Consider the following 16,942-nt stretch of genomic DNA (forward strand, 5'->3'; position numbering starts at 1 on the left):
TCGTTTCACTGCTCAGGCGCTCATGCGCCGCTGGCCCGGATCGGGAACCGTGACGCCGGCGGAGCTGTATTCGTTGAGCTTGTTGCGCAGGGTGCGGATCGAGATGCCCAGGATCTTCGCCGCATGGGTGCGGTTGCCGACGCAGTGATCGAGGGTGTCGAGAATCAGATCCTGCTCGACCTCCGCCACCGTGCGCCCGACCAGCGAACGCGTCACCGCTTCCGCCGTGCGCGCCGCGCGCGCGGCGGAATCGTCGGGCGCCGTCTCGAGCCCCTCGCCATCGGGGCTGCGCAGGGCATCGGCCTCGATCTCGGCCCCGCTCGACAGAAGCACCGCGCGATGGATCGCGTTTTCGAGCTCGCGCACATTGCCGCGCCAGGGTGCCGCGACGGCGAGATCGCGCGCCTGCGCCGAGAGCGGGCGCAGGGGAAGTCCGTTCTGCTCGGCATATTTCTCGGCGAAGAACGCGGCCAGCGCGAGCACGTCTTCCGGCCGCTCGCGCAGGGCCGGCAGCTTCAGATGCACGACGTTGAGCCGGTAGAACAGATCCTCGCGGAACGAGCCGTCCTTCACCGCCTCCGCGAGATTGCGGTTGGAGGTGGCGATGATGCGGATATCGACGGGGACGGGTTTCGAACCGCCGACCCGGTCGATCACCCGCTCCTGCAGGGCGCGCAGCAGCTTGGCCTGGAGGCGCGGATCCATCTCGGAGATCTCGTCGAGCAGCAGGGTGCCGCCGCTGGCTTCCTCGAACTTGCCGATCCGCCGCGCCGTGGCGCCGGTAAAGGCGCCCTTCTCATGACCGAACAGCTCCGATTCCAGCAGATTATCGGGGATCGCCGCGCAATTGAGCGAGATGAAGGGCTTGTTGCGCCGGCCCGAGCGCTGGTGCACATGGCGCGCGAGCACTTCCTTGCCGGTACCGCTCTCGCCGGTGATCAGGATCGAGGCCTCCGAGCCCGCCACCTGTTCGGCGAGCTTCACCACCTTCTCCATGGCCGGGTCGCGCCAGATAAAGGAGCGGTTATCGGCAGCCACCGCCTCGATCACGGCGGCGATCATGTCGGCATCGGGAGGCAGCGGGATGTATTCCTTCGCCCCCGCCTGGATCGCGGCGACGGCGGCGCGCGCATCGGTCCCCGTCCCGCAGGCCACGACGGGCAGACGCATGCGCTCGCGGGCAAGCGTCTCGACGAGTTCGGCGACGGGCAGGGAGACGTCGATCATGACGAGATCGGCACCCTTGGCGCGCAGGACGTTCATCCCCTGATCGAGCGCCTCGGCATGGGTGACCGCGGCACCGCGATTCATCGCGATGCGCGAGGCGTTGATCAGTTCGCCATTGAGCGTGCCGATGATCAGGAGGCGCATGGACATGTCGTTTCGATCCCTTGTCTTTCCCAGCGACTCAGCTGTCGTTCTTGATGATTTCGGTCATGGTCACGCCCAGCCGGTCCTCGACGAGCACCACCTCGCCGCGCGCCACCAGGCGATTGTTGACGAAGATGTCGATCGCCTCACCGACCTTGCGGTCGAGATCGAGCACGGCGCCGGGGCCGAGCTGCAACAGGTCCCCCACCGGCATGCGCGACGAACCGAGGATCGCCGAGACGGTGACCGGCACGTCGAAGATCTGCTCGAGATCCGCAGCCGAGCGCTGCGATACCGGCGCATCGCGGGTGGAGAGCGGCGCATTGGCATCGGCATCGAAATCGATATCCGAATTGTTCAACTGCGGCAGGTCGAATTCGTCGCTCATTCTCTTCGCCTTCTGGTTTGCGGCACCACCTTAGCGGCGCCGTGATGACAATCTGCCCCGTCAGGGCATTCTTCCCTCCCGCCCCGCCTTCAGGCGGGACGGATGGCATCGGCAACCGATGCTCCGATCTTCGCGCCTTCGCGCACGATGCCGCCATCGGCCCATTCGAGCCGTGCATCCCCCGGCTCGATTTCGGGCTCGCCCATGATCACGAGGCGTCCCTCGAAACCACGCTCACGCGCGATCTTCTGCATCAGCGTCTCGGTCTTCTCGACGAGCGCCTCGTTCACGCGCACCACGAGATGCGGCACGCCACGCAGGTGTTCGAAGGATTTGCGCGCCAGCTGGCCGATCGCATCCATCGGGTAATGCGCCAGCGCGTCGCCGGCGAGTTTTTCAGCGAGCGCCGTGGCGAAGGCGACGGCTTCGTCCTCGAAGGCAGCGCGGTCCGCATCGGCGCGCGCGAGCAGGGCAGCAACATCCTCGGCGATGCGCGCGAGCATCTGCTGCATCTGCGCATCGGCCTCGACGCGCGCCTGTGCCTGCCCCTCGGCAAATCCGGCTTCACGCCCGCGCTTCTCGGCCTCGGCCAGGGCCTCGCGCCCCCTGGGCGTCTGCTCACCCGCCGGAGCCGCGAAATCCCGCTGGAACAGGAACTTGCGCGCCTCGGGCGGCTTGCCGCCGGATCCGGTTTTCTCATCCGCGCTCATGGATCCACTGCCTCAGGACGGAAACGGTTTCCGTGGGACTCTGCTGGACGAGATCACCGACGCGATCCAGCGATTGCTGCTGCACCTCGCCGTTGACCTTGGCCATTTCGATCATTTTCGAGGCCGGATTCTCGCGTTGCTGCAAGGCGGGATAATCGCTCTCGTCAGACGACCCGCCATCCGTGACGGCCTTGCGCTTCTGCGGCGCCTCGTTCGCGAGGATCTGGCGCACGAGCGGGCGCACCACCGTGAACAGCACGATCAGAACCAGCAGCGCGATCACGGCGAGCTCGATGATGTAGAGAATGTCGGCGGGCGTCGGGTTCAACAGGTTCTCGACCAGGCCGGGCTCCTCGAAGGCGACGGGAGCCGGCGTTTCGGCGAATTGCAGATTGACCACCTCGACCTGGTCGCCACGATCGGCATCGAAACCGATCGCCGTGCGCACCAGCGTCGCGATCTGTTCCAGCTCCTCCTGCGGGCGGGGCTCATAGACCATTTCGCCGTTCTCGTCCGGCACATAGCGGCCATCGACCAGCACCGCCACCGAGACCCGCGACAGACGCCCGCCCTCGATGGTCTCCACCCGGGTGGTGCTCGAGATCTCGTAATTGATGATCTCCTCGTTGACGGCCTGCTCGTCGCGCTGGCCGGCATCGGCGTCCTGCTCGTCGGCGCCGGGCAATTCGTTGCCGACGGTCACCTGGCCGTCATTGCTCGCGCTCGTCGCGGTCTCATTGCGCGACTGGGTCGAGCGGATGACGCGGCCATCCGGATCGAAGGTCTCCGAGCGGCTCTCGACGCGATTATGGTCGAACTCCGCCGCGACCTGCACCCGCGCGCGCTGCTGCCCGACGACACCGGCGACGATATCCTCGATCTGACGCTGCAGGCGTCGTTCCGTGGCGGTGCGGCGTTCATCGGCGGCGAGCCCTCCGGCCATGCCGTCGGCATCACCCGCGCCATCGGCGAGCAGGCGCCCGCGCTCGTCGACGATCGAAACCCGATCGGGATTCATGCCCTCGACGGCAGAGGCGACGAGATGACGAATGGCGCGGACGTGGCTCGCTTCGAGATCGCCACGCAGCTTGAGCACGATCGAGGCGCGCGGCTGTTCGCGATCACGCTCGAACAGACGGCGCTCCGGCAGGGCGAGATGGACCCGCGCCGCCTCGACGCGCTGCAGCGAACCGATTGTGCGCGACAACTCGCCTTCGAGCGCACGCAGGTGGTTGATGTTCTGCACGAAACTCGTGGCGGAGAAGGTGTCCCCCTCATCGAAGATCTCATAACCCACGCCGCTACCGACCGGGATGCCCTGTCCGGCGAGGTCCATGCGAAGGCGCGCCAGGTCACTGCGCGGGGCCAGGATCGTCTGGCCGTCGCCGCGTGTCTCATACGCGATGCCGCGGGTTTCGAGCTCGCGCACGACCGCACCGGCATCCTGCAGGGAGAGATCGGAATAGAGCACGCCCATGGCCGGCTCGCTCATCCGCATCATCACGAAGGCGAAGAAGATCACCATCGCCAGCGTCACCGCACCCATGGCGGCGATGCGCTGGGGTCCAAATCGTCCAACGAGTTCGATGGCCTGGTTCACGCTGCGAAATCCTGCCTGTACGACCGATGCCGGGCAATGTCGCCCGGCCACTAGGCAAGAATTTCCCAGCCCATGGTTAGCAGGAAGTTAACGCGCGCAAAGATCGGCGTGTGAGCGTGCTCAGACAACGAAAAGAGCGCCGCCCGAAACGGGAGACGCTCTCGTCTTTCCACCCTGACGGCGGAGAATCAGTTGCGATAATGCTGGATTCGCGTCGTGCGCAGACCGGCAAGACCATGCTGATCAATCGATTGCTGCCAGGCCAGAAACTCCTCTGTGGTCAGCGTGTAGCGCTGACAGGCCTCCTCGAGACTCAAGAGCCCCCCGCGTACCGCGGCAACGACTTCCGCCTTGCGACGGATCACCCACCGGCGGGTATTCGTCGGCGGCAGATCCGCGACCGTCAGCGGGCTGCCATCCGGTCCGATTACATATTTCGCCCTCGGGCGATTAAGCTCGGTCATGATACTCTCACACACTCGACTGACCAACGTCTGTGAGAACACTACCCCCTTTCTTTTAAGAATTGCCTAAATGGACGGCGACGGATTTTAGGCATTTGTTAATCGAATTTTCGCGGTCGCTGCCATCGACTGAACGCGTCATCATCGCATCGCGCCCTTGATCTGCGAGAGCGGCACCCGTTGTTCGCCGATCAGGAGAACCGGCTCCTGGCCTTCCAGATCGAGCGCATCGACAACGCCTTCGACTTCCGTCTTCACCGATATCGGTTGCCCGGAACCGTCCTGCGCATTGATGTCGACCGTATAGCGGCCGGGTTCGGCAAACTGACCGGAGGAGGTCATCCCGTCCCATGTAAAGATCTGACGCCCGGCGGAGAGCGCCCCGGAGCGTGTGGCGACGACATTGCCGGCCTGATCACGGATCTCGATCGTCGTACGCGCGGCGTTGACCGGCACATCGAGGGTCCATTCCGCCTTGCCGTCGGCGAGCTGCGCTTCCTTGCCGTCGGCGCGCACCGACATCCCGACGAAGCTTGCTGCCGTGGCGACGTTCTGGGCCCGGGACGTCGTCAACAGCGCCTCGAGCGACTCGTTCGACTTGATCTGCTGCTCGACCGACGCGAACTGCACCAGTTGCTGGGTGAACTGGTTGGTATCCAGCGGATCGAGCGGGCTCTGGTTCTGCAACTGCGTTGTCAGAAGTGTCAGAAACGCATCGAAATTGTCGGCGATACCGCCGCCTGCTGCGGCGGCGGCCTCCTTGCGGGCATCGGCCTTCTGGGCGCCGCCCTGTCCGGCGATAATGTTTTCGATACCTGCTGCCATGACGGCCTCACTTCCCGATCCTGTTTCAAATGCTCAGATCGACGCCGCCGAGCGCGCGCCGCAGCGCCTGGCGGGCCAGCAGAGTCTCGCGGGCGAGTGCCCGGATCTCCGCTGCCGCCAGACCTTTTTCACTCTCGTCACCGTCGCGACCATGCCCGTCACCGGGCATGCGGCTCCGATCTGCCTCGGCATCACCCCAGTCCCCGCCGGCATGCCGGTCGCCGTCATCGCGCAGCGACAGATCGATCCCGTCTTCCGACGGCTTGAGACCGGCCTGCTCGAAAGCCCGCTCCAATGTGCGCGCATCGCGCTGCAGGAGTTGCAGCGTCTCGACCCGGTCCACCACGAGCCGCGCCTTGACGGTGCCCTCGTCGTCGATGTCGAGACTCACCGCGATGCGTCCGAGTTCAGCCGGGTCAAGACGGATGTCGAAGCGGCTCGCCCCGCCCATCGCCTTCATCCCGAGCGTCACCGGCACGGCGGAGAGCGGTGTGTTGATCAGCACCGAGCCGTTCGTCTGCGTTGCCGCAGCGCCGGCCTGACCGGTCGTATTGGCCTGACCGCTCGCCGTCGTGCTCGCTTCCGCCGCGGCCTGGGCCGCCCCTTGCGACGCCCCCTGGATCTGCATCGGGGAGCCTTCGGCGCCGACCTGCATCATGCGCGCTATCTGTTCGCCGGTCCGGCTTGCCGTCTGCGCAGCATCTCCCGATGCCGGGCCGGCACGATCGACCCCCGCCTCACTGCCGAGCGCCCGACGCAGCGCCTCCAGCGCAACGCCCGAGCGGTTCTCGGCGCCGGCTTCACCCTCACCCTGGCCACCGCCCTGACCCCCATCCTGCCCACCATTCTGCCCCCTTGCATCCGGGTTCGAACCGGCGGCGGCTGTATCACCGGTCGCGGCGATCTGCGCGGTGCCGGACGCCGCTGCCGCATTGCCTTGCGGCGCACGCGGAGCATCACCGGTGACCGGGCTCGCCGCAACCGGACCGCCGTCACGGCGCGCAGGCTGCGAGGCTTGGTCAGCGCCAGTCAGCTGCGCGGGAATGGCCGCTGTGGCCTGCTGCGATTCGTCACCTTCCTGCGTATCGGACTGCCCCTCCTCCGACGCGTCATCCTGCACGTCGTCCGGCGCCCCGCCGGAAATGGCCTCGATCAGCCTCTGCCCGACCTCTTGCGCTTCACCTTCGGTCCGGTCGCCGCCGGCTTCGGCGACGGCGATCGCCTCATCCGCGTCGGCCGCGACATCCGCATCGCCGGCCTCCATGTCTTCTTCCGCCTCGGCATCGGCTTGCGCGGCGTGTTCGGTTTGCGCAGCGAGTACGGCCCGAATTCCCGAGGGCGTGCCGTCGGCGGCTTCGCCCGCCTCGGCGACAATGCCCTTCTCGGCCTTACCATCCGCGCCGCCATCCGGCTCCGCTTCGCCGGCAAGCGCATTCAGGATGGCGGCAAGACTATCGGGGGACAAGGATTTGCCGGCGCCCTCGACCGTCTCGCCCCGGCCCTGCATCAGCGCCGCCGGTGAGGTCCCCGATCGCGCATCCCGTGCACGCGCCGCGTCTTCCTGCGCCGCACTCGCGCCGGCACCGCTGCGGGCGGCTCCGCGCGCCCGCTCAGGGCGATCCGCTGCTGGCGCAAGCGTGAAGCGCGGGCGCGCGTCATCACTGCGTGACCCGCCGCTGTCGGCCGCGTCCCGGTTGGAGGCGCCCGGGTTTGACATGTCGCGCGCACGCGTCGCGTCGCGCGCGGATCGGGCACCGGAATCACCGGCCGGGTCGCGACGCGCAGGCGCAAGATAATCCGTCAGGTCATTACGCATGGTCACTCATCCTGTCACGGAGCCGGAACAAGCAACAAAACCCGGCTGCGCGGGATTTTTTGCAAGAGTCGGGCCAGAAACCGGGCCGGATGCATGTCCCGGATCCGGATGTGCGAAAGCGCGGCTACTACGGAATTAATACATCGAAATCAGAACCTTATCTGGAGGCCGCCGCTCCCCTCGCCTCATCCCGCGCGAGCTGCTTACGATCACGGGCGGCAGGAATTGACAGGGCAACCCCGGCAGGACGGCAGATTCTGCCGGGCGCAACAGCCGGGCGCGACAGCCGGGCGCAACAGCATTGTGTAAACCGGTTCTCACCGTTGACTTCACGGCATATCTCACTACGATGTTCGATGGCTCATGATCCTCGCGGGAGAGATCGGTCCGTCCGACGCCGAAGGCGCAACCGCCCCGGAAACGCTCAGGCAAAAGGACCGCGAGGAGCTGGCACTCTGGAAAGAGGCAGGTCGAGACAGGCCTGCCCACCGAAGGGCGTAACTCGGCAGTTTCGAAACCTGGTTTCGAGGGTTCCGAGGAAATCTCTCAGGTTACGGGACAGAGGGGGCGCATGTGATGTCGGCGAAAGCCGGCGCCGCACGCCCCGCGACACCGAATCTGACGAGGACGCCATGGCCGTATCCGGCGCAACGCTTCTGAAGACGCCGCTCCACGCCCGGCACGTCGCCGCCGGCGCGCGCATGGTGCCTTTCGCCGGCTACGACATGCCGGTGCAATATCCCCTCGGCATCCTGAAAGAGCATCAATGGACCCGCGAGAAGGCGGGTCTGTTCGACGTGTCGCATATGGGCCAGGCCTGGCTCATCGGCCCCGATCACGCGACGACGGCGAAGGCGCTGGAGACACTCGTCCCCGCCGACATGCTCAATCTCGCGCCCGGCCAGCAGCGCTATACCCAGCTCCTCACCGAGGAAGGCGGCATCATCGACGATCTGATGGTGGTGCGCCCCGGCGATCCCGCTCATGACGGACGCCTCTTCCTGGTGGTCAATGCCGGCACCAAGGAAGGCGACTATGCCCATATGGCGGCGCGTCTTCCTGCGGATGTGCGTCTCGAGCGGCTCGATGATCGCGCGCTCGTCGCGCTGCAGGGCCCGCAGGCCGTGGCCGTGCTTTCCGGCCTCGCTCCCGAGGTCGCCGAGATGACCTTCATGACCGCACGCTACGTCGATCTCGACGGGATCAGTGCCCATGTCACCCGCTCCGGCTATACCGGCGAGGACGGCTACGAAATCTCGGTTGCAGCAACCGATGCCGAGGCCCTGTGGGACAAGCTCACCGCGCATGAGGCGGTGGAGCCGATCGGGCTGGGGGCGCGCGATTCGCTGCGGCTCGAGGCCGGCTATTGCCTTTATGGCCATGATATCGACACGCAGACCTCCCCGATCGAGGCGGCGCTGAACTGGTCGATCCAGAAGCGCCGCCGCGAGGAAGGCGGCTTCCCCGGCCATGCGCGCATCATCCGCGAAATCAGCGAGGGCCCGGCCCGGCGCCGCGTCGGCATCCTGCCCGAAGGCCGTGCGCCGGCCCGCGAGGGCACGGTGATCGCGACGCCCGGCGGCACCGAGATCGGCATCGTCACCTCGGGCGGTTTCGGACCCAGCGTCGGCGGCCCCGTCGCCATGGGCTATGTCGCGACGCCGCATGCCGAACCCGGCACCGCCCTTCATCTGATCGTGCGCAGCAAGGCCCAGCCGGCCAAAGTCGCGAAACTCCCCTTCACGCAACACCGCTACAAGCGCTGACCAGACCACGCCGCAGGAGGCTCGACCCATGTCCACGACCCGCTACACCAAGGACCACGAATATATCCGCATTGATGGCGATACCGGTATTGTCGGCATCACCGATTACGCCCAGAGCCAGCTCGGCGATGTGGTCTATGTGGAGCTTCCCGAAGCCGGCAAGGCACTCGAGAAGGGGGGCGAGGCGGCCGTGGTCGAGAGTGTGAAGGCGGCGAGTGAAGTCTATGCGCCGGTCTCGGGCGAAGTCCTCGAAGTCAATGGCGATCTCGAAGCCGCGCCCGGCACCATCAACGAGGATCCTGCCGGCGCCGGCTGGTTCCTGAAGCTGAAGATCGCCGATACCTCCGAGCTCGACGAGCTGATGAGCGAGGAAGACTATCAGGCCTATGTGAAGTCGATTTCCTGATCGGCGGACACTGAGCCCTGATCCGTCGCGGGCAATCATCGCACTTGACCCTGCGGCGGGCTACGACATCTGACCGTGCGAGCGGCCCTTGCGCCAGACGGCGCAGACGAGACCTCCATATCGGAGAGGAGACACCATGCGTTATCTGCCCCTGTCCCCTGATGATCGCAGCGAGATGCTCGCGAAGATCGGCGTGGATGCGATCGACGATCTGTTCGCCGATGTCCCGGCGGACAAGCTCCTGACCGAACCGCTGGACCTGCCGCGCCGCAAGGGCGAGATGGAGGTCGAGCGCATTCTGGGCCGGATGGCCGGACGCAACGTGACGGCGAGTTCCGTGCCCTTCTTCGTGGGGGCCGGTGCCTACAAGCACCATGTGCCCGCGACCGTTGACCACGTCATCCAGCGCTCGGAATTCCTCACGAGCTACACCCCCTACCAGCCGGAAATCGCGCAGGGCACGCTGCAATACCTGTTCGAATTCCAGACCCAGGTGGCGGCGCTGACCGGCATGGATGTGGCCAACGCCTCCATGTATGACGGCTCCACTGCCGCCGGCGAGGCCGTGCTGATGGCGCACCGCGTTACACGGCGCGGCAAGGCGGTGCTCTCGGGCGGGCTGCATCCCCATTATGCCGATGTGATCGAGACCCTCTCGCACATGTCGGGCGACAGGGTCGTCTCGCTGCCCGCCGATCCGCGCGCCGACGAGGACATCATCGCCGCCATCGACGACGAGACCTCCTGCGTCGTGGTACAGACGCCGGATGTGTTCGGCAATCTGCGTGATCTGACGAAGATCGCCGAGAAGGCGCATGCCCATGGCGCGCTGCTCATCGCCGCCTTCACCGAGGTGATGTCGCTCGGCCTGATCAAGCCGCCCGGCGCGATGGGCGCCGATATCGTCGTCGGCGAAGGCCAGTCGATCGGCAACAGCCTGAATTTCGGCGGCCCCTATGTCGGGCTCTTCGCCGCGCGCCAGAAATTCGTGCGCCAGATGCCCGGTCGCCTGTGCGGCGAGACGGTGGATGCCGAGGGCAAGCGCGGTTTCGTGCTGACGCTCTCCACCCGCGAACAGCATATCCGCCGCGACAAGGCGACGTCGAATATCTGCACCAATTCCGGCCTGTGCTGCCTCGCCTTCACCATCCACATGACCCTGCTCGGCCAGACCGGTCTGCAGCGGCTCGCGCGCGTCAACCACGCCAATGCCGTGGCGCTCGCCGATGCGCTCGCCGGCGTGCCGGGCGTGGAGGTGATCACCGGTGCGTTCTTCAACGAGTTCACGCTGAAGCTGCCTAAAGACGCGGCGGCCGTGGTCGAGGCGCTGGCCGACAAGGGCGTTCTGGGCGGCGTGCCCTATTCCCGCCTCGCCCCGGATGCCGATTGCGACGACCTGCTGCTGGTCGCCTCCACCGAGGTCAATACCGACGACGACCGCGCGGCATTCGTGGCGGCGCTGAAGGAGGTGCTGGGGTGATCGACGCGACCGGTACTCTGCCAATCACGACCATTCCTCCCTCCACCCACGGAGACACATCATGCTGAACCGCCAGGGACGCCCCACTTCGGCCGGCGACGGCGCGATCACCGCCGATACCGGAACCTTCACCGGCAACCGCGCCCTCTTGCAGGAAGAGGCGCTGATCTTCGAATCCGGGCGCTACGAGACCACCGGCGTCGATTTCGACGAACCGGAGAATTTCTCCCCGCGTCTGGGCGGGCTCGCCCGCGAAGGCGATATCGGCCTGCCGGGGCTCTCGGAGCCCGAGACGATGCGCCATTTCGTGCGCCTGTCGCAGAAGAATTACGGCATCGATACCGGGCTCTTCCCGCTGGGCTCCTGCACCATGAAGCACAATGCCCGGCTGAACGAGCGCATGGCGCGGCTCCCCGGCTTCGCCGACGTGCATCCGCTGCAGCCGGTCTCCAGCGTGCAGGGCGCGCTCGAACTGATGGACGAACTCTCGCGCTATCTCGTCACGCTCACCGGCATGACCAGCGTGGCGCTCTCGCCCAAGGCCGGCGCGCATGGCGAATTGTGCGGCATGATGGCGATCAAGGCCGCGATCGACGCCAAGGGTGAAGGCGAGACCCGGCGCACGGTGCTGGTGCCGGAATCCGCGCATGGCACCAACCCGGCCACGGCGGCGCTGATCGGCTTCAAGGTCAGGACCGTGCCTGCCGATACGGATGGCACCGTGCGCGTGCAGGCGGTGAAGGATCTGATCGGGCCGGATACGGCGGCGATCATGCTCACCAATCCCAATACCTGCGGCCTGTTCGAGCCGGAAATCGTCGAGATCGCCAGGGCCCTGCATGATGCGGGGGCGTATTTCTATTGCGACGGGGCGAATTTCAACGCCATCGTCGGCAAGGCGCGGCCCGGCGATCTCGGGGTCGATGCCATGCATATCAACCTGCACAAGACCTTCTCGACGCCCCATGGCGGCGGTGGTCCGGGCTCTGGCCCTGTGGTGCTGTCACAGCGCCTTGCGCCGTTTGCGCCGGTGCCCTTCGTCACGCCGGGCGCAGAGGGCCTCATCCTCGTCGAGCACGAGAAGGACGCCGACGAGAAGCCCTTCGGGCGCATCACCGCCTTCCACGGCCAGATGGGCATGTATGTGCGCGCGCTCGCCTACATGCTCTCGCACGGCTCCGACGGCATGAAGCAGGCCTCCGAGGATGCGGTGCTCAACGCCAATTACATCCGCGCCGGCCTGCGCGACCTGATGAGCCAGCCCTTCGGCGACAAGCCCTGCATGCACGAGGCGCTGTTCGACGACAGCTGGCTCAAGGATACCGGCGTCTCCACCCTCGATTTCGCCAAGGCGATGATCGACGAGGGCTATCATCCGATGACGGTGTATTTCCCCCTCGTGGCGCACGGCGCCATGCTGGTCGAGCCCACCGAATCGGAATCGAAATCGTCGCTCGATCTGTTCATCGCCTCCATGCGCGATCTCGCCCAGGCGGCAAAGCGCGGCGAGAGCGAACGCTTTGCACAAGCGCCCTTCCACGCACCCCGCCGGCGTCTCGACGAGACCCGCGCCGCGCGCCAGCCGATCCTGAAATGGACGCCGCCGGAGCCGATGCGCGAGGCGGCAGAGTAAGGCACGGGCGCAGTGTCTGTCGCGTCATCGTGATGGACACGGGCGGGCCTCGCGGTCCGCCCGTTCGCGTATGAGGCGTATCACCGGGGCAGGACCGGGGCAGAACGCCGCCACGGTCGCACCTGCCGCGCCTTCTGCACGCCTGATCCCGCCGATATTGCATGACCCAAGTTGAACAGTTGAATTGGACGAAGCGGGAACATTTTTCCGTAAGCCATTGATGTTATTGAGGTGGGGTCGGTGGGCGTCAGTTTGTGTGGTGCTAAATAATGTAAGAATAGGCGTTTCATTGCTTGACGAATGGAGGTTTCTGAGATGCTAATTCGGCATGTTCGTGCGCGAGAAGACCATCAATGGCTACACCTACATCTACCTTGTGGAGAATGTCCGCGAGGGTGGCCGCACGAAGCAGCGCATCATCCGCAATCTCGGACGCAAGGAAACGGTTCTCGCCAGCAAGGATCTCGATCGCCTGGCCGCCTCGGTCGGACGGTTCACGGAACGGGCCATGGTCCTGGATGCCATCAACAACGGTGATGTGGCGCGATACGAAGCTCGTCGCATCGGCGGGCCGCTGCTCTTCGGGCGCCTGTGGCAGCAACTCGGCATCGATCAGGTGATCGCTGATCAGCTTGGGGAACGCGGCTTCGAATTCCCGGTGGAGCGGGCCGTGTTCACCGCGACGCTGCACCGTCTGTTCGTCTCCGGCTCGGATCGCGACTGCGCGTCCTGGATGCAGGATTACGACATTCCCGGTGCCGACGATCTGTCGCTGCACCATTTCTATCGGGCCATGGCCTGGCTCGGAGAAGATCTGCCAAAGGACGAGCAGAAGGATGCGACGCCCTTTTCGCCGCGTACCGTCAAGGACGTGATCGAGGAGGCGCTGTTTGCGCGCCGGCGCGACCTGTTTACCGATCTCTCCATCGTCTTCATGGACACGACCTCCCTGTCCTTCCACGGCGAAGGCGGCGAGACGCTGGGGGCACGGGGCTATTCCAAGGACCATCGCCCTGATCTCAACCAGATGATCCTCGCCGTCATCGTCGATGCCGATGGCCGCCCGGTCTGCACCGAGATGATGCCAGGTAACACCGCCGATGTCGCCATCCTGCTGCCGATCGTGCAGCGGCTGCGCAGCCGTTTCGGTATCACCCGAGCCTGCATCGTGGCGGATCGGGGCATGATCTCGCAGGCCACGATCACGGCGCTAGAGGAACAGGGTCTGGAATATGTGTTGGGTGTGCGCGAGCGCACCGACGCACGCATGCGCCGGGTTCTCGACGATCCGCAACCCCTCACGCCGCTCCTCGTCGAGCGCAGCCAGGGCGAGACGCAGCTCTTCGCCAAGGAGGTCGTCGTCGACGGGGTCCGCTACATCGTCTGCCGCAACGAGGCGCAGGCCGAGAAGGACCGCGAGGACCGCCAGGCCATCATCGCTGCCCTCGATACGCAGTTGAAGAAGGGCGACAAGGCCCTCGTCGGCAACTCCGCCTACAGGCGTTATCTCAACACCACGACGCGTGATGCCTTCGAGATCGATGCCGGCAAGATCGCCGAGGAAGCCCGCTATGACGGGATCTTCGTCCTGCGCACCAACGCGAGGATTTCTCCGCTTCAGGCGATGCTGCGCTACCGGGACCTGCTCACCGTCGAGACGCTGTTTCGTGTCGCCAAGGCGACGCTCTCGACACGTCCGATCTTCCATTCATCCGATGCCGCCATCCGCGGCCACGTCTTCTGCTCCTTCCTCGCCCTGATGCTGCACAAGGAGCTGTTCGACCGCTGCACCGAAGCCGGGATCAAACCCGAGTGGCGCCCGCTCCTGCGTGATCTCGACCGCCTGCAGAGCGGCAAAATCGAAAAGGACGGACGCAGCATTGCCATCCGTACCCCGGTAAGCGGTCAGGTCGGGCCGGTATTCCGCGCCGTCGGCGTGGCGCTGCCGCCGAACATCGCCGAAACCGAAGCTGCTTGACCGCACGACCCTCCGACCGTGGTGCTAAAAGCGCGAAGGCGCCCCCTATCCCATTGAAAATCCATAATTATCGGAAATCAGGTGTTTAAGTTGGGCATGAGAAAGGGCTCCCCCCGCCTTTTCCTCGCCTGCGGATCGGCCTAGACTTCCGGACTCTGCTGCATCACCCTGGAAAGCCGTTCATGACACCCGCCTCGCCCCTGCAATCCGCGTCTTCGCAAAATGCCGCCCTGCATGAACCGCAATACGCGTTGCACGTGGAGGATCTCACCGTCGCCTATACCGAGGCCCCGGTTCTGTGGGACATCGATATCGACATTCCCCCCGGCGTGATGGCGGCGATCGTGGGGCCCAACGGCTCGGGCAAGTCGACGCTGATCAAGGCCAGCCTCGGCCTCGTCACTCCGGTAGCCGGGCATGTGCGCTTCTTCGGCCTGCCGCATCGGGCCGTGCGCCGGCGCATCGGCTACGTGCCGCAACGCTCCAGCGTCGACTGGGACTTCCCCACCGATGCCCGCGACGTGGTGACAATGGGGCTCTATGGCGGGCTCGGCTGGTTCCGTCGGCCCGGTGCGGCGGAGCGTGAGCGCGCCATGGCAGCGCTGGAACAGGTCGGCATGCAGGATTATGCCGATCGCCAGATCGCCGAACTCTCCGGCGGCCAGCAGCAGCGTGTGTTCATCGCCCGCGCGCTCGCCCAGGACGCCGATCTTTATTTTCTCGACGAGCCCATGGCCGGCGTCGACGCCACCACCGAGCGGGTGATTGTCGATGTGCTGCAGGGGCTGCGCAATGCCGGCAAGACGGTCATCGTCGTGCATCACGACCTGCAGAGTGTGGCGCGGTATTTCGACTGGCTGATCATGCTCAACACCCGCGTCATCGCGCAGGGGCGCGTTGGCGAGGTCTACACGGCGGAGAACCTGCGCGCGACTTATGGTGGCCAGATCGCATTGATCGAGACGGGCGGCTGATCCGGGCAAAGCGCTCAGATGGAGGATGAAGGCGCTCACACGGCGTCTGCTTGCGCGGTTGCGCGGGCGGACATAGGCTCGCGGCGCCACCAGAGACCCGAAAGCGCCCCATGTCCACGATCCGATCCGCCATCGACGACACCCTGCATGCCGCCCTCATGCAAAAGCTCGGGAGCGACCGGCTGCGCCTCGGCAACGACATTCCCGAAAGCCATGCGGCGGATGCGGCGGGGATGGCGCCCTGCCCGCCTGGCCTGCTGATCCTGCCCCGCGACACGCAGGAGGTCTCGCAGGCACTCGCGATCTGCCATGCCCATGGCGCGCGGATCGTGGTGCAGGGCGGCATGACCGGGCTTACCGGCGGCGCGCATCCGCAAGCCGGCGAAGTCGCCCTGTCGCTGGAGCGCCTTGCGGGGATCGAGGAAATCGACACGCTCGCGGGCACGCTGACGGCGCGCGCGGGCACGAAGCTCCAGGAGATCCAGGAAGCGGCGCAGGCGAAAGGCTTCTTCTGCGGCATCGATCTGGGTGCGCGCGGTTCCTGCACGATCGGCGGCAACATCGCCACCAATGCCGGCGGCAACCAGGTCCTGCGCTACGGCATGGCGCGGCGCAACGTCCTCGGCCTCGAGGCCGTGCTCGCCGACGGGACCGTCGTGACCAGCCTGAACAAGATGCTCAAGAACAATGCCGGCTATGACTGGACGCAGCTCTTCATCGGCTCGGAAGGCACGCTCGGGATCGTCACCCGGGTGGTGCTCGGCCTGCATCCGGCCCCGCGCGGCGTGCGCTCGGCATTGCTTGCCTTCTCGCGTTTCGAGGACGTGCTCACCGTGCTGCGCCGTTTCGACGCTGCCCTGCCGGGGCGGATGATCGTTTTCGAGGCCATGTGGCGCGAATATCTCGACACCGCGACCGGCCCCGGCGGGCTCGTACCGCCCTTCGGGACGATGCCGGAAATCGCCATTCTGATCGAGGCGGCCATGGGAGAGTCCATGGGGGAAGAATCCGGCGCCGATCCGTTCACCGATACGCTCGCGGGTTTCCTTGAGGAAGGCCTCATCGACGATGCCCTGGTGGCGCAATCGGAGGCCGACCGGGCGCGGTTCTGGAGCTATCGCGAGGCGGTCTACGAATTCCGCCGCATCATCGATGCGGGCACGAATTTCGACGTCTCGATCCCCATCGCCCGGCTCGACGAGGCGGTGGCGCGCCTGCGCGCGGGGGCGCGCGCTTTCGGCGAGGAGACGCGGCTTCTGGTCTTCGGCCATGTCGCCGACAGCAACATCCACATCTCCGTGAGCCATCCCGACCATGATGCACCGATGAGCGAGGCCATCCAGGCCATGGTCTACGATATCGTTGCGGCCCTGTCGGGATCGGTCTCCGCCGAACACGGGATCGGCATGCTCAAACGCGGCTATCTGCACAAATCGCGCAGCGATGCGGAAATTGCGCTGATGCGGCGGATCAAGCAGGCGCTCGATCCGCACAACATGCTCAATCCGGGCCGCGTTCTGGCCGGATGAGG

Annotated in this window: 14 protein-coding genes and 2 riboswitches; of the genes, 7 read left to right on the forward strand and 7 right to left on the reverse strand. The window is 65.9% G+C overall.

Features of this window, described 5'->3' with window-relative positions; genetic code table 11:
• Positions 1-12 precede the first annotated feature (12 nt).
• The 7 genes from flbD to GA0071312_RS01875 all read right to left on the reverse strand — a co-directional run bounded on the left by flbD (position 13) and on the right by GA0071312_RS01875 (position 7,174).
• On the reverse strand, positions 13-1,371 hold the full coding sequence (gene flbD / locus GA0071312_RS01845) for a sigma-54-dependent transcriptional regulator FlbD (protein ID WP_074444117.1): 1,359 nt from the start codon (positions 1,369-1,371) through the stop codon (positions 13-15).
• Positions 1,372-1,408: 37 nt separating this feature from the next.
• Complete coding sequence (gene fliN, locus GA0071312_RS01850; protein WP_074443386.1) at positions 1,409-1,759, reverse strand: flagellar motor switch protein FliN; 351 nt, start codon at positions 1,757-1,759, stop codon at positions 1,409-1,411.
• A gap of 89 nt (positions 1,760-1,848) precedes the next feature.
• Positions 1,849-2,469, reverse strand: a complete 621-nt coding sequence (locus GA0071312_RS01855) for a FliH/SctL family protein (protein ID WP_074443387.1) — start codon at positions 2,467-2,469, stop codon at positions 1,849-1,851.
• Positions 2,456-4,069 carry a flagellar basal-body MS-ring/collar protein FliF gene (gene fliF / locus GA0071312_RS01860; protein ID WP_074443388.1) on the reverse strand — a complete coding sequence of 538 codons (1,614 nt, stop codon included), beginning with the start codon at positions 4,067-4,069 and terminating at the stop codon, positions 2,456-2,458. The genes GA0071312_RS01855 and fliF overlap by 14 nt, the downstream gene beginning before the upstream one ends.
• A 188-nt stretch (positions 4,070-4,257) precedes the next feature.
• Positions 4,258-4,533 (reverse strand): CtrA inhibitor SciP, encoded by a 276-nt coding sequence (gene sciP / locus GA0071312_RS01865; protein ID WP_074443389.1) that lies wholly within the window; start codon positions 4,531-4,533, stop codon positions 4,258-4,260.
• A 141-nt stretch (positions 4,534-4,674) separates the two neighbouring features.
• Positions 4,675-5,358 (reverse strand): flagellar hook assembly protein FlgD, encoded by a 684-nt coding sequence (locus tag GA0071312_RS01870; RefSeq protein WP_074443390.1) that lies wholly within the window; start codon positions 5,356-5,358, stop codon positions 4,675-4,677.
• Positions 5,359-5,383: 25 nt separating this feature from the next.
• Positions 5,384-7,174, reverse strand: a complete 1,791-nt coding sequence (locus tag GA0071312_RS01875) for a flagellar hook-length control protein FliK (protein WP_074443391.1) — start codon at positions 7,172-7,174, stop codon at positions 5,384-5,386.
• A gap of 363 nt (positions 7,175-7,537) precedes the next feature.
• Positions 7,538-7,624: riboswitch (glycine riboswitch) on the forward strand.
• Between the two features lies 1 nt (position 7,625).
• Positions 7,626-7,740: riboswitch (glycine riboswitch) on the forward strand.
• 66 nt (positions 7,741-7,806) lie between these two features.
• Here GA0071312_RS01875 and gcvT point away from each other — a divergent pair.
• The 7 genes from gcvT to GA0071312_RS01910 all read left to right on the forward strand — a co-directional run bounded on the left by gcvT (position 7,807) and on the right by GA0071312_RS01910 (position 16,940).
• Positions 7,807-8,940, forward strand: coding sequence for a glycine cleavage system aminomethyltransferase GcvT (gene gcvT, locus GA0071312_RS01880; RefSeq protein WP_074443392.1), 1,134 nt, complete (start codon positions 7,807-7,809; stop codon positions 8,938-8,940).
• Positions 8,941-8,968: 28 nt separating this feature from the next.
• On the forward strand, positions 8,969-9,346 hold the full coding sequence (gene gcvH / locus GA0071312_RS01885) for a glycine cleavage system protein GcvH (protein ID WP_074443393.1): 378 nt from the start codon (positions 8,969-8,971) through the stop codon (positions 9,344-9,346).
• A gap of 136 nt (positions 9,347-9,482) precedes the next feature.
• The gene (gcvPA, locus tag GA0071312_RS01890; protein WP_074443394.1) at positions 9,483-10,826 is read left to right on the forward strand and encodes an aminomethyl-transferring glycine dehydrogenase subunit GcvPA; all 1,344 of its coding nucleotides are present in this window, start codon (positions 9,483-9,485) and stop codon (positions 10,824-10,826) included.
• Positions 10,827-10,887: 61 nt separating this feature from the next.
• Positions 10,888-12,459 carry an aminomethyl-transferring glycine dehydrogenase subunit GcvPB gene (gene gcvPB, locus GA0071312_RS01895; RefSeq protein WP_074443395.1) on the forward strand — a complete coding sequence of 524 codons (1,572 nt, stop codon included), beginning with the start codon at positions 10,888-10,890 and terminating at the stop codon, positions 12,457-12,459.
• Between the two features lie 328 nt (positions 12,460-12,787).
• Positions 12,788-14,437 carry an IS1634 family transposase gene (locus GA0071312_RS01900; protein WP_074443290.1) on the forward strand — a complete coding sequence of 550 codons (1,650 nt, stop codon included), beginning with the start codon at positions 12,788-12,790 and terminating at the stop codon, positions 14,435-14,437.
• 182 nt (positions 14,438-14,619) lie between these two features.
• Positions 14,620-15,411 carry a metal ABC transporter ATP-binding protein gene (locus GA0071312_RS01905; protein ID WP_074443396.1) on the forward strand — a complete coding sequence of 264 codons (792 nt, stop codon included), beginning with the start codon at positions 14,620-14,622 and terminating at the stop codon, positions 15,409-15,411.
• Between the two features lie 110 nt (positions 15,412-15,521).
• Entirely contained in the window at positions 15,522-16,940 is a 1,419-nt protein-coding gene (locus GA0071312_RS01910) for an FAD-binding oxidoreductase (protein WP_074443397.1), read from the forward strand.
• Positions 16,941-16,942: the final 2 nt, after the last annotated feature.

Source organism: Saliniramus fredricksonii, from assembly GCF_900094735.1.
In the GTDB taxonomy this organism is placed as follows: Bacteria; Pseudomonadota; Alphaproteobacteria; order Rhizobiales; family Beijerinckiaceae; genus Saliniramus; species Saliniramus fredricksonii.

Bases quoted from the DNA above. Each gene is read 5' to 3' on its own strand.
- flbD (WP_074444117.1), bottom strand. From the start codon at position 1,371: ATGCGCCTCCTGATCATCGGCACGCTCAATGGCGAACTGATCAACGCC.
- fliN (WP_074443386.1), bottom strand. From the start codon at position 1,759: ATGAGCGACGAATTCGACCTGCCGCAGTTGAACAATTCGGATATCGAT.
- GA0071312_RS01855 (WP_074443387.1), bottom strand. From the start codon at position 2,469: ATGAGCGCGGATGAGAAAACCGGATCCGGCGGCAAGCCGCCCGAGGCG.
- sciP (WP_074443389.1), bottom strand. From the start codon at position 4,533: ATGACCGAGCTTAATCGCCCGAGGGCGAAATATGTAATCGGACCGGAT.
- GA0071312_RS01870 (WP_074443390.1), bottom strand. From the start codon at position 5,358: ATGGCAGCAGGTATCGAAAACATTATCGCCGGACAGGGCGGCGCCCAG.
- GA0071312_RS01875 (WP_074443391.1), bottom strand. From the start codon at position 7,174: ATGCGTAATGACCTGACGGATTATCTTGCGCCTGCGCGTCGCGACCCG.
- gcvT (WP_074443392.1), top strand. From the start codon at position 7,807: ATGGCCGTATCCGGCGCAACGCTTCTGAAGACGCCGCTCCACGCCCGG.
- gcvH (WP_074443393.1), top strand. From the start codon at position 8,969: ATGTCCACGACCCGCTACACCAAGGACCACGAATATATCCGCATTGAT.
- gcvPA (WP_074443394.1), top strand. From the start codon at position 9,483: ATGCGTTATCTGCCCCTGTCCCCTGATGATCGCAGCGAGATGCTCGCG.
- gcvPB (WP_074443395.1), top strand. From the start codon at position 10,888: ATGCTGAACCGCCAGGGACGCCCCACTTCGGCCGGCGACGGCGCGATC.
- GA0071312_RS01900 (WP_074443290.1), top strand. From the start codon at position 12,788: ATGTTCGTGCGCGAGAAGACCATCAATGGCTACACCTACATCTACCTT.
- GA0071312_RS01905 (WP_074443396.1), top strand. From the start codon at position 14,620: ATGACACCCGCCTCGCCCCTGCAATCCGCGTCTTCGCAAAATGCCGCC.
- GA0071312_RS01910 (WP_074443397.1), top strand. From the start codon at position 15,522: ATGTCCACGATCCGATCCGCCATCGACGACACCCTGCATGCCGCCCTC.